Source organism: Wolbachia endosymbiont of Drosophila aff. chauvacae BK-2020 (assembly GCF_032848195.1).
GTDB lineage: Bacteria > Pseudomonadota > Alphaproteobacteria > Rickettsiales > Anaplasmataceae > Wolbachia > Wolbachia pipientis.
The window spans coordinates 1,173,622-1,186,448 of record NZ_CP136586.1; the positions used below are offsets into that span (position 1 = coordinate 1,173,622).

General features: G+C 34.0%; 9 protein-coding genes and 2 pseudogenes. 4 read left to right on the forward strand and 7 right to left on the reverse strand.

Features of this window, described 5'->3' with window-relative positions; translation table 11 throughout:
• From R0F62_RS06175 to yidC, 4 genes and pseudogenes are all read right to left on the reverse strand, one after another.
• Window positions 1-949, reverse strand: a pseudogene (locus tag R0F62_RS06175) (IS5 family transposase).
• Window positions 950-1,121: 172 nt separating this feature from the next.
• Window positions 1,122-1,604 carry a transcription antitermination factor NusB gene (gene nusB, locus R0F62_RS06180; RefSeq protein ID WP_007549265.1) on the reverse strand — a complete coding sequence of 161 codons (483 nt, stop codon included), beginning with the start codon at window positions 1,602-1,604 and terminating at the stop codon, window positions 1,122-1,124.
• Window positions 1,604-2,032 carry a 6,7-dimethyl-8-ribityllumazine synthase gene (locus R0F62_RS06185; protein WP_006279647.1) on the reverse strand — a complete coding sequence of 143 codons (429 nt, stop codon included), beginning with the start codon at window positions 2,030-2,032 and terminating at the stop codon, window positions 1,604-1,606. The genes nusB and R0F62_RS06185 overlap by 1 nt, the downstream gene beginning before the upstream one ends.
• Complete coding sequence (gene yidC / locus R0F62_RS06190) at window positions 2,010-3,719, reverse strand: membrane protein insertase YidC (protein WP_316659888.1); 1,710 nt, start codon at window positions 3,717-3,719, stop codon at window positions 2,010-2,012. The genes R0F62_RS06185 and yidC overlap by 23 nt, the downstream gene beginning before the upstream one ends.
• Window positions 3,720-3,853: 134 nt before the next feature.
• On the opposite strand from yidC, the gene R0F62_RS06195 reads away from it, so the two are divergent.
• Window positions 3,854-4,369, forward strand: a complete 516-nt coding sequence (locus R0F62_RS06195) for a TIGR02281 family clan AA aspartic protease (RefSeq protein WP_006279648.1) — start codon at window positions 3,854-3,856, stop codon at window positions 4,367-4,369.
• Window positions 4,370-4,375: 6 nt separating this feature from the next.
• Here R0F62_RS06195 and secF read toward each other — a convergent pair whose 3' ends face one another.
• From secF to R0F62_RS06215, 3 genes and pseudogenes are all read right to left on the reverse strand, one after another.
• Window positions 4,376-5,251, reverse strand: a complete 876-nt coding sequence (gene secF, locus R0F62_RS06200; RefSeq protein ID WP_274979356.1) for a protein translocase subunit SecF — start codon at window positions 5,249-5,251, stop codon at window positions 4,376-4,378.
• Window positions 5,252-5,451: 200 nt separating this feature from the next.
• Window positions 5,452-7,494, reverse strand: a pseudogene (locus R0F62_RS06205) (hypothetical protein); the annotation flags it as partial.
• Window positions 7,495-7,835: 341 nt separating this feature from the next.
• The gene (locus R0F62_RS06215) at window positions 7,836-9,941 is read right to left on the reverse strand and encodes a cytochrome c-type biogenesis CcmF C-terminal domain-containing protein (RefSeq protein ID WP_458694557.1); all 2,106 of its coding nucleotides are present in this window, start codon (window positions 9,939-9,941) and stop codon (window positions 7,836-7,838) included.
• On the opposite strand from R0F62_RS06215, the gene R0F62_RS06220 reads away from it, so the two are divergent.
• The 3 genes from R0F62_RS06220 to R0F62_RS06230 all read left to right on the forward strand — a co-directional run bounded on the left by R0F62_RS06220 (window position 9,862) and on the right by R0F62_RS06230 (window position 12,820).
• Complete coding sequence (locus tag R0F62_RS06220) at window positions 9,862-10,050, forward strand: hypothetical protein (protein WP_022626229.1); 189 nt, start codon at window positions 9,862-9,864, stop codon at window positions 10,048-10,050. The genes R0F62_RS06215 and R0F62_RS06220 overlap by 80 nt on opposite strands.
• A gap of 80 nt (window positions 10,051-10,130) precedes the next feature.
• Window positions 10,131-11,372: a hypothetical protein gene (locus R0F62_RS06225; RefSeq protein ID WP_095742638.1), complete on the forward strand. Its 1,242-nt coding sequence runs from the start codon at window positions 10,131-10,133 to the stop codon at window positions 11,370-11,372.
• 122 nt (window positions 11,373-11,494) lie between these two features.
• Window positions 11,495-12,820, forward strand: a complete 1,326-nt coding sequence (locus R0F62_RS06230) for a dihydroorotase (RefSeq protein WP_022626228.1) — start codon at window positions 11,495-11,497, stop codon at window positions 12,818-12,820.
• The last annotated feature ends 7 nt before the right edge of the window (window positions 12,821-12,827 follow it).

Sequence of the window (12,827 nt, forward strand, 5' to 3'; positions counted from 1 at the left end):
TCATGTAACTATCTCAAATTTAGCCATACCAATATCAGTGAATTTATTAAGCAAATAGCATTTAGTTCTTTTTCTCGATTTATCTCAGATTTATTCCTAAAACTAAATCCGAATATTTGCTTTAATCTTGAGAAAAACCCTTCAATATAAGATCTTTTCCCATAATTTACTTCTTTTTCCATTCTTTCATGCCATCTTCACCGTATAATTTTATTAACCTAATAGCAGCATTCCTGTCAGACATATAATCTATTTCTGGATGTTCTGCCGCATTGTTTATTGGTGGAATTTTTGTCTTTATATCATATTCGTTACACAACTTATAAAACTTGTGCCTATCACATGCCCTATCTGCATATAGTACTTTTATGACATACTGAAAATCGACTTCTTTTAGCAAATCACAAGCTCCATAGTGATCAGAGTAGACACCGTTACTGTATTTCACAGCTATGGCTTTTTTGCTGTTTGTATTCAACATTACATGCAATTTTCTTGTCTGTTCATAGCTGCGATACTTTCTATCTTCGCTATTTTCTTTGCTATGACCAGGAGTGTTGTTGTATATACTAATTCCTGTACTGTCTATAGCAATTTCGATATCTTCCATATTATTTTTATCAATTCTGCAATCATTGATCTTAATATTGAGTTTCTTAAACCTTCTTGATGATTGTGAATAGCTGATAACTTGCAAATTTTTCCCAATTTGCTCAAGGTATCCTGCTATAAACCCAACTGTTTGCCTCAGGCCTATTCTAAATAAACAAGTTATTATGTGCACCAAAATTACAACTTTATCGCTATAAATACTGTTGCCACCTGGTATTTTTGGACCATTCTCGTACCACTTTTCTATGGCTTCGTTGATATAATGAAAAATATTTCCTCTTTTTTCTAGAAATTTGTTATATTCGCTATGGTTACTGACCCTCATTTTTTGTGGCATATTTTTTCTTTCAAGGTTAAATGGCTATTTTATAATGAATTTTGTCAGTAGCCACCAGATTTTTTCAGCTGCTATGCAACAAAGCCATTCCAGTGTCAAGCACTGGGATCTGGTAGACAATGTTCATACAGCAGCTACTCGGATGACACCTTGTGCTTGCTGGCTATAATTGCTAAGGATTTTTATTTAATTTAACTGCATCTTTTGCCTTATCCAATAACCCATTAATAAAACCAATTTCGCTTGGTTTATCAAGTAAATCAGATGCAATGTTAGTATATTCATTAATGACAACTGGAACTGGCGTATCACAATTAGCTAACTCACATATTGCAACACGCAAAATAGATAAGCTTATAAGATTTAACCGTGAAAGGGACCAACTTGGGTGTAAATAAGACTCTATTATTTTATCATATTCTTCACTGCTTTTTATAACCTTATATAACAAGTTTTCTAAGAACTGATGTTCAAATTCTTCACATTCAAATATATCTTTCAACTTATTTATGTAGTCCTTAAGCTCACAATTTTCCAGTTTAAAAGTGCTTTTGTTGTAACCTACGAAAATATTTGAATAAGCAATTTGTACAGCAAGAAATCTTGCCGTGCTTCTTTTTATGCGCCACTTTTTATCTACTGGTTTTTCCTCCATTATTTTAATTTATTGTGTAAATCTATCATACGCAAAACAGTTGAGGCTGCATGGCCACCAACGTTCTTTTTGTTTTTATCAGCTCTAACTAGTGCTTTATCTTTGCTGTCAGCGGTAATTACACCCATACCAAGGGGTATTGCATAATGCATAACAACCTCATTTAAGCCTTCAATTACTCCTTTACAAACATATTGATAATGATCGGTTTCACCGCGAATTACGCACCCAAGAGCTAAATAACCATCATAATTAGTATGCCCACTCTTGACTGCAAAAAGAATTGTAGCTGGTATCTCAAATGTACCAGGAACCTCAACTACATCGTAACTGGCATTACTGCCTTTTAATTTATCAATTGCACCTTCAAGCAAAAGGTTCGCTATTTCAGTATAATAAATCGAATTAACTATTAGTATTCTCGACATTTACTACCACTTTTTTTGTTAAAAACAACTTTATTAATGACTGTTGAATTAGAGTTATAATATTACTAAATATCCAATATATTACCAGGCCGGCAGGAAAAGAAGAAAAAATAAAGACAGAAATGTAAGGTAAAAACTTCATAACATTTACTTGAATATCATCTTTACTGGTTTGATCTTTCTCACTTAGCTTCTGCTGAATTATCATGGTGGCACCGAAAATTATAGGTAAAATGCCTATAGAAATAGGAAAGTTATAATTAAACAACCCAAATAATGTAAAGATGTTCGTTGGGTCAGGAGCTGAAAGATCCTTAATCCATAAAAAAAAAGGAGCATGCCTCATCTCTATAGTAACAAATAATACTTTATATAGAGCAAAAAATACCGGTATTTGTATTAGCATGGGAAAAATGCTCGACATTGGATTTACGTTGTTTCTCTTAAACAATGCAATTGTCTCTTTATGCTGCTTTAAGCTGTCATTTTTATACAACTCTTTTATACGAGTTAATTCAAGCTGCAGGCTTTTTACCTTAAACATCGAAATATATGATCTATTAAATAAGGAAAGCATCAAAAGTTTGATTACTAAAGTCAGCAATAATATTGCTAAGCCAAAATTTTTTAAAACGAAGTTAAAATATTCAAGCAGTAAAAACACTGGTTTAGTTATAAAGTAAAGAACACCAAAATCTACAGCTTTATCAAACAGGGGTATATTGAGAGTGTCCTTATAAGAATCCAGTAAATTCAACTTTTTTGCTCCAGCAAAAAAATAATTCACATTAGAAACGCTTGCACCAGGAAGTATGCTCTTGTAAGGTTTGACAAAATCTACTTGGAATTTATCAGTATTATTAACGTTTGTGTGTTTAATGCTTACATTTATTTTATCAGATTTTTCAGGTATGATGGCTGTGAGCCAGTATTTATCAGCAAAACCAAACCAATTTTTTTCACTCGTGCTTGCTTTTATTAAATGTTTTTTGGAAATATCCTTATATGTCCACTCCTTTAGTTTATTATCAAATGCACCCAGTACTCCTTCATGGGATATCCAATAAGATTCGTTGATATTGTCACGTTTACGGTTAATTTTACCATAAGGAACCAAAACTACATTATCCTTTGTATTATTTTCAACAACTTGCTCAACTTTAAACATGTAATTATCGTCGAGGTTAATTTTCATTCTAAATAAAATGCCATTCTCATTGTCCCAAGATAAATTGACCTCTTTTTGATTAAGTTTATCTGCTCGCCAGACTGCTTTAGAATCTGGAACTTTAATCTTGTTACTCGGATCGAGCCACCCAAATTCTGCAAAATATACATCTTTTGATTCTGCAGGTGACAGTAACACCACTTGTGGAGAAGAAGAACTCGGTTCTAAGTGGTAATTAGTTAAAATTAAGTCATCAAACCTTGCACCTTTCAGAGAAATTGATCCTTTAATCATGTTATTGGTTAAACTAACCCTCTGTTCTCGAGTAGAATTAATAATTTCAGAACGATTTTGGTATATTATAGGAGCAAGGTCGTTAAAAGATTCGATATGTTCAATATTTTCAATCAATGGCTGGTTTTGGTTTGTACTAAAAAAATTATCATAAATAATACGCCAAGACACCATGATTAACATGGAAAGGATAGCTGCCAAAATTAAACTTTTTGCTTCTGACATGAAATTAAATCAAACATATCTTCTTAAAGTGTATACTAAATATTGTACTAAAACAATGAAATTTACTTATTTTTAATAATAACTTTTAACGCTGATCTTTAAAATTTATTTTAATAGCTTCAAATTTTAACAATATGAACGCGGTGAAAAATCTAGTTATTTGGTTGCTAATAATAGCCACTACTGCAATGCTTATTGATTCACAAAGGGACAAACTAAGCGACAGATTTCTCAGTACTTTTTTACCATATAAAGGAAGAATTCAAAATAGCGGTCAGAATAGTGGAAGTATTGAATTTACGAAGTCATATGATGGACACTTTTATATTCAGGCTCAAGTCAATGATCGCAATATAACGTTTTTGCTTGATACTGGAGCAACCGATATTGTTCTATCACAAAAAGACGCATTACATGTTGGTATTAACTTACAAAATGTTCAGGATTTTAAAATATATGAAACTGCGAAAGGTCAAATAAAAGCTGGAGTGGTTCAAATACCTCAAGTTAAAATAGGAAATTTTTTGATTAATGATGTACAGGCAAGCGTTAACACTCATTCTATGTCTCATTCACTACTTGGAATGAGCTTTTTAAGGTATTTTCATTTCACTATAAGAGATAATAAGTTGATATTATACCGCGACTAAACACTTCTACAATCTACTTATCAAAGCTCTGTAGGTCAATATAGGAGCAGAAATAAATATTGCAGAACAAGTGCCAATCAAAATACCAAAAAAAATGATCAAGCTGAAGTCTCTCACTGCATCTGTGCAGATTAATACCAAAGGAAGAGCAGCAAGAAGGGTTGTACCAGAAGTTAATATAGTGCGAAATAATGTAGCGTTGATACTTGCATCTACTACCTCACTCATCCGCCCACTTTTACCACTCCTGCGATACTCTCGAATCCGATCATATATAATTACTGAGTTATTGATTGAATAACCAATGACAGTAAGGAGAGCTGCAACTGATGAAATATTAAACTCAATGCCAGTTAGGCTAATAAAACCAACAGTTAAAATCACGTCATGAATCAGTGCTGTTATTCCACTGAATCCACATTGCCAATTAAATCTAAACCAAACGTAAAAAAATATTCCAACAATCGCGATCAACATGGATAACATTCCTTCAAATATTTGTGTTGAGCTTATTTGTGGGCCAACATAGTCTACTTTACGATAGCTTATTGAGCTCCCCAGCTTTTCTTCTAGTATGCTTTTTATCTTTTTGATTTTATCTTCATCTCCTTCATCTTTAAAACGCATGACTAAATTATCACCCGCTTTTGAACTCTGCACTGTAAAACCATTTTCTTTTAATGCATCGAGAATAGAGTGATTCTCATCTGAAGATTTTATCTCTATCAAAATTCCGCCTGCAAAGTCTATGCCTAAGTTCACTCCACGCAGCACAACAGTGAATATTGAAAAGATGATAAGAATAATGCTAATTAATGCAGTCAAATCCCTATATTTACTAAACTTGATATCGAGGTTGTCTGGAATGAGTCTAAGTGCCATGCTATTTACTTAAACTTGAATTTTATATACTTTTCAAAAAATTCACTAGTTTATTCTGTGATTGTTTGATTATGTCAATTTTTCCATCAGTTAATTCTTGTCTGTCAATTAAGTTCTATCTAGCTTGCATACTACCATTTTGAAGTACATTACAAAAGCGAAATACTGCCAATTTGGCCCATCATTTTATCTCTGCAAGCTTATCCCCCCCTTGCTATGTTAGCAACGCAACCTAAGCTAGGTTCCTTCATAGCAGTGTTAGGTACACTGCCATATCTTTCAAAACTTTCATGCTCTATAGCTTCCTCAACACTTTTTCCTCCTAAAAGACAGTTTTCCCCTAAACTTTTTCCCCTATTTTTTAACTCATTAAGCCTTGCTCTGTTTTCCCCATCAATCTCCACTTTTATTTTATTGCTGCCTTTCTCACTAGGACTTAGATAAATACTTATCTCTCCTACCTCAGTAGTAAAAGACATTTCAATACCACCTTTTGAGACATCCATGTAATTTCTTTTTCCCCCTATTTCTTCTACATTTTCAACTCTTACTATACTTTCTCCAATTTTGAGTATGCCAACTCTTAAATTTAAGTCTTTGGCTTTTTCATTGTTTAGGATTTCTGCAACTTCAACAATACTATCTTGCGAGTACTCTATACAAAAATATCTATTATCCTTGTCTACTCCTAATACATTTTGAGTCTGCTTGCTTTTGTTTACAATACTTTCATATGCTAAACCTTTTAGCTTGCTTTCAATTTCCTTACATTTCTCAGAAAGACCATCATCAAATCCATTACAAGTAACTATCTGCTCAAACTCATTCCCATCGAAAAAATTATGGCGTTTTACTTTCCCACCTTCTAACAATAAATTACTAACAATGCTTTTGATAATGTCCTCTTCGGACACTTCATTTTTTTTGTTACAGTTTTGATCTTCACTTTCTTTATTACAGTTTTGATCTTCACTTTCTTTGTTACAGTTTTGACCTTTACTTTCTTTGTTACAGTTTTTATCTTTACTTTGATAGGGAAAGTTATCAAATACAAAAGTGTTACTTCTGTTACTTATATGACTACCACTAGTAAGATCTTTTATTTCTTCAAATACTGTATTTGTTACAGTTTTGTTACAACAACTACATTTTAAATTTAACATTACTTCTTTTTCTAAGTATTTAGCTACTATGCACTTAATACTTTCTGGAGTATTTTTTATATCTTTTTGTTCATTTTGTTCTGTTATACCTCTCACCTCCCCACAGCATTTATCAATCAGATCCTGTTTACTTTGAGTTAACGACATTTTTAGTTTCATAAAAAGTGAGTCTTTTAGAAAAGGATTATCATCTTCTAGGTCCCGATCATTTTCTGAATCCAAATCATCTGTTAACTCCATTGAATCAAGATTACCTGAACTATAGTACGAACCCTTTTTTGAGTCCGAACTATCTTCTGAGTTCCCATCACTATCTGACCAATTGTCAACTTTCGGAAATTCTGAGCTTTTCTGTTCACCTTCAAAAGTCTGATTACTACCACCAGCGCCCTTTGTCAAATTTTCTTTATTTTCACAAGAACCACCTAAAGAATAGCCTTGACCCTCTTCTTGATCTGAAGCACTTAATTTACTATAAGTTGCTTGACTATAACCACTGAAGTTATAACCTAAACCATTACTACCATGCTGTAAAGGATCGCTTTCAAAAGTTTGTGGATTATCACTTTCACCTCACAAACCACCATTTGTTGGATTACATACATTTTCTGTATATTTTTGATTATTTTGTGCTTCTATTTTCCTCTTCTTGTACAACGGTTCAAACTGATCAATTTCAATCGATCGTACTCGTTTCCTTGAAGGAAAGTCCTCTGGAATCTGATCCTCATCGTCAGAATTGTGACCTGAATCACAAATTACATGATCATTGCAGGTAGAATTATGCTCTTGACTAATCAAGGAAAGCTGAATTAGATTGCTAAAAACAATATTATCTAGCTGTACTGAATCAGTACTTTCAAAAATTTGTGGATTATTACTCACGTCTGGCAAATCACCTGATAAACCAGTCTGATGATTATTTTCACCTACCCAACCATCAGTTGGTGTTGGAATGCATATTCCTGTATATCTTTGGCTATCAAGAGAATCATTAGTTAATTGTACTGCTGTATAAGTTGTCCGGTCATCCTCATCATCGGAACTAATACCTGAATCATGGCCATCACCTTCTTCAATCTTTTGAGTTTCTATATCGTGTTCATTTATTTCGCTCGACGAATCATAGTTGGAAGGGTTATACTGTTGATTAGGACGTTTAAAAATTTGACGCCAATCGCTGTAAGGCTCCTTAAAATCGAAAGGAGTGCGTATAACTTTTTCCTTGCCTGATACCCCACCATTCATATTGTATAACCATTACTCACTAATCCCTTAGTGAATATCGTAATATATAGGTCTGTCAATAAAAAAATATAACTTTCTTTGGTTCTAACCTTTGCAAATCAGTATCTATAGCTCGGTAATTTCTCATACGTTGCACTCTGGACCTAGGAGCGTTGTTAATAAATCCACGACAGCTAGACAATCCTTGCTCGTCCACTAAAAGGAAAAGCAGCAAGGAGCGAACCAAAAGCGATAAGAAAGGATCCAAGCCAGATTATAGACATTCCAGGTTTATAGTGCACTTTGGCTGCGATTTTGCTCTTACTCTTATCAATCTCTCCAATTACAACATAAATATCAGAAAGCAAATTGTGGTAGATACTGCTTTCAACATTTTTCTGACCTTCCGCAAGGTAAAATCTATATTCAGGAGTTACTTCACCTAATATCTTATTATTCAGCAAATTCCTGATATCCATTGTACCCCTCACTGCATGGAAATTTTTTTCTTTTATTAGCTCAATATTGCGTAAAGTAACTTTAAATTTATTGACTGTTATGCTATCCCCTATTTTTAAGTAATTTTCTTTTTTCTCCTGCCAACCAACTGAATAAGCTATACCAAGCACTAGAATTGCCACTCCAGCATGAGCAAGCATCATTGCATAGTAGGACTTAGAAACTCTTCTTGCTAATAAAATTGATTCACCAAATGCTACCTTAAATAAACGAATTCTTTTACTGTATGCTTCTAAAACAAAGATTAATAATGCTATGGAGATAGTAATTGATAGCACAATTATTAGCTCCATGTGAAAGATAAACGGCAAAATAGCTGCAGCACTGCAGAATGAAAATCTATATTCACGGAATATTGGCAATAGACTATTTCCCTGCCAACTGCAGTATTGCCCGATCATGGTGAGCACTAGAATAGCTAGTGCAATAGAGTTAAATAAAGAATTGTAATATGGTGCTCCAACTGAAATTAATTCACCGGTTAAATACTCAAGCACTGTAGGGTATAAAGTGCCAACGAACACGATGAAAAAGGCAGTGATGAATAATAAATTGTTCATCAGTATCATCGTAAAGCGTGAAAAGAATCTTCTACCCTCTGTCACTTGAGTAGCAAGTTTCTTTCTGGATTCCAGTGTCAAGCATTGGAATGACATCGCAGGCGTGTGATTTTTTCTCGTAAATACTACAAATATTACTAAGCTACTGACTGTAATTACACCAAGTAGAGCTAATATATATAGTCCATATCTTGGGTCATCTGCAAACGTGTGCACTGAGGTAAGTATTCCTGAGCGAACTAGAAATGTTCCAGTCACACTCAATATAAAAGTTGTAAGCGTAAGTAAAATAGCAAAGTTCCTTAAAACATTGAAATTCCGTACCACGAGCAACAAATGTGTCAGCGCTACTGCAATTAGCCACGGCATCAAAGAAACGTTTTCCACTGGATCCCAAAACCAAAATCCACCCCACCCAAGTTCGCGATATGCCCACCAGCTACCCAAGCTGATGCCCAAAGTGAGCAGCGACCAAGAAATAAGTACCCAAGGCCTGACAATTTTAGCCCAAACATTTCCTTCAGTATTTAAAATTAATCCAGCTATAGAGAGCGAAAAAGGAACGCTAAATCCAAGGTACCCCAAATATAATATCGGTGGATGAATAGCAAGGCCTATATCCTGCAATATCGGATTAAAACCCAATCCATCTGTTTCAATGCCTGGCATTTTAGTGAAGGGGCTGGATTCAATTAAAGTGAACAGCAAAAAACAAAAGCAAATCAGCCCATGAGTGATAAGAGATATTTTTTTTAATTTACTACCATTAGTTCGTTCTGGTGTCATTCCAGTGCTTGACACTGGAATCCAGTTTTTATTACACTGCCATTTGATGTACTCATTTGCAATTAAATTGTCTGGATCCCAGTGTCTGGGCACTGGGATGACAGAAGAAGAGACTGGGATGACAGAGGGGGAAACTGGGATGACAGAAGGTATATAAATATCCATTAGTAATAAATACATGACAAGCACTAAGGTCCAAAGCAACATGGACCCTTCTTTGTTTCCCCAAACACCACAAATCTTGTAGATCAAAGGTTTTGTTGTGTGTGAGTGGTAGTATACGTTTTCAAGTGAAAAATCATTTGTAATGTGGCAGTAGATCAAAATAGCCATTGACGCTGATACACAAAAAAATATGGCAGTGGTAATAAACCGACAAGAACTAAGCGGTAAAAACAAATATGTCAAAGACAATAAGCAGGCTAGCAATAGCAATATATTCCCAAGTTCAGGCATAAAAAATTATAGTTTTTATATAAACAATATTACTGATGACAAGTTAGAAGTTAAAGTGTTAATTGATGCTAGCATAATGCTCCCGTAGTTAGCTGTGCTAGTATTAATTAAAAATTAAATATTAAATCTTTATACTTTTATAGATAGCGTTAATATTGAGGTAATATTGTGGGTACAACTAAGATTAGTAAATTTCCATTCAATATAAAAGGTAAAGTGGCAAAACAACATGCCGAACCAATAATCGAAAAAAATCTCTATACTATTTTAGGATTCAAAGATATAGAAGATTTTGAAAATAAGACAAGTAAACTTGTTAATAAAAAAGTTTGGCAATCATTTGTTGACTGCTTTGCAAAAGAAATAGATTATGCAGCAACCGAAGAAGTTGTAAAAAACATCGTTTGTAACATTGCAAAGAGTGATCAAGGTAATGCTTTTACCAAAACTGAACATCTCATATTAAATGAAAAGCAAGATAATAAAAAGAGAGAAAAAGCGATTAGAAAAGCTATTAGTATTTTGAGAAAAATCAATCCAGAAAAAGCCTTTAATGAACTTTCAGTAATAAAAAAACAAGCTGAAGATTTTTTACAAACCGATTTTTGTAAAGCACAGAGTAAATCACTTCAAGGATTTGCTCCCTCTGGTGGACAGCTCTTTGCGGAAACTCTGAAATATATAGAAACACTAGAAAGATTATCCGAAGTAAAAAAAGAAGGGCTAGTTAGAGATTTCTTGTTAAATCATGTTAGTTTATTGAATAAAAAGTATCCTAAATCACAAGGTAAAAGGGAAGATGCTATAACAATACTATCAAGTGATGAGTTGAAGAATTTTTACAATAAAGGTGTAAAAGAAGGAATGTTACAACCAATGGCATCTTACAAAGGATGCAGAAACCTGTATGACAAAATGAACCAGATAAAAAATGAATCCAAAAGTATAATTAAAAGAGAAGAACGGGAAGAAAATTTAAAGAAAATAGATAAGTCGATAATCAGCGCAATTAATGACATAAAAAAACATAGAGAAGCAATCCTTAACTGTAAAGACTTTCAAAGTTCTTACATAAAAGAGAAAAAAGAACATCCATTTAGAGGCAACGCATGTCAAAAAATGATTGATATATATCAAGAGAGAATTGTTGGATATCAGGAGAAAATTCGTCAAAACTTAAACCAAATAAAAGCGATATTAAAAAGTGCGCCGCAAGAAATGGATGATGTGGAAGAATTCGAGGAAATAATTGATGATATACATGAAGCAAAGCAGTGTGATGAAATTTTTGATTCAGCTTTAATTTGTTTATCGAACATACAGAATGAGCTAGATATTCAGCTGGAAAATCCTTCAACAGAACTCAGAGCTTCACACATTAACGTTAAAACTGAGCTAACTAGGTTATAAGAACCAAATCTTTAGGGTAATGAAAGCACTTTAATTCAAGACAGCTCTTAGTCTGTGTTTTAATTTGGTTGTGTTTTATTAAAAAAACTTTAGATTTATTTTATAATCGATACTCAAATATAATGACTCAAACTTGGGATTTGTTGCAAACAGGGCAAAAGGAAGGCTATAAAATTGCGTATACTAATGCTCGTATTATCGACCCGGAAACTAAACTTGATATAAAAGGTTCATTATTGACTGAAGGGGATAAAATTGTTGACTTTGGTGAATCATTATTTTCAACAAGTGGAGTTGATGAAACAATAGACTGTAAAGGGCTTGTTCTAATGCCAGGCCTTATTGACATTCACGTACATTTTCGTGAACCAGGCCAGGAACATAAAGAAACTATATATACAGGCAGCAAATCTGCAGCTGCGGGGGGAGTTACAACTGTAGTTTGTCAGCCAAACACTGTTCCAGCAATTGATAGCGTTATTTTGGCTAAATATTTGAAATATAGAGCACTTGAAACTTCACATGTAAACGTTGAATTTTACGCTAAAATCACCACTTCGGAAGAACACCTGACTGAAATGGCACTTTTAAAGGAAGCAGGTGCGGTTGGGTTCACCGATGATGGCATGCCAGTTATGAACCCAATGATTATGAGACAGGCGCTGCTTTATTCAAGTATGCTGAATGTTCCTATTGCTCAACATGCAGAAGATTTAAATTTATCTGCTGGTGGCGCAATCAACGAAGGTAAAATTTCTGAAGAATTGGGAGTAAAGGGGATCTTGAGTGCGTCAGAATCGGTTATGGTAAATCGTGATATACTGCTAATGAAGGATATGGAAAATGTGCACTACCATATTCTACATGTCTCTTCAAAAGATTCACTTGATGCTATTAAACGTGCAAAAGATTTGGGATTAAATGTTACGTGCGAAGTAACCCCTCATCACTTCACTTTGACTGAAGATATAGTAAAACAACATGGAGCAATTGCAAAAATGAATCCGCCGCTTCGCACTGAAGAAGATCGTTTAGCTATGGTTGAAGGTTTAAAGACAGGTGTGATTGATTGCATTGCAACTGATCACGCTCCGCATGATCGTAGTTCTAAAGATCTACCACTTGAAAATGCTGCATTTGGTATTGTTGGTCTTGAAACAATGCTGCCCCTTTCACTTGAACTCTATCACAGTGGGCAAATGGGTCTACTTGATGTGCTTGCAAAATTGACATATAAGCCTGCAGATATAATACACATACCACGTGGTCGTATACAAAAAAACCTTGCTGCAGACTTAATTTTAGTTGACCTCAATCATGAATGGGAAATTAAAACTGACAACTTTGCTAGTAAATCAAAGAATTCTCCTTTCGATGGTCGCAAAGTAAAAGGACACGTAGTACGTACTGTTGTGTCCGGCAAAACTATATACTCGCAGAAGAGTTAGTTATCAT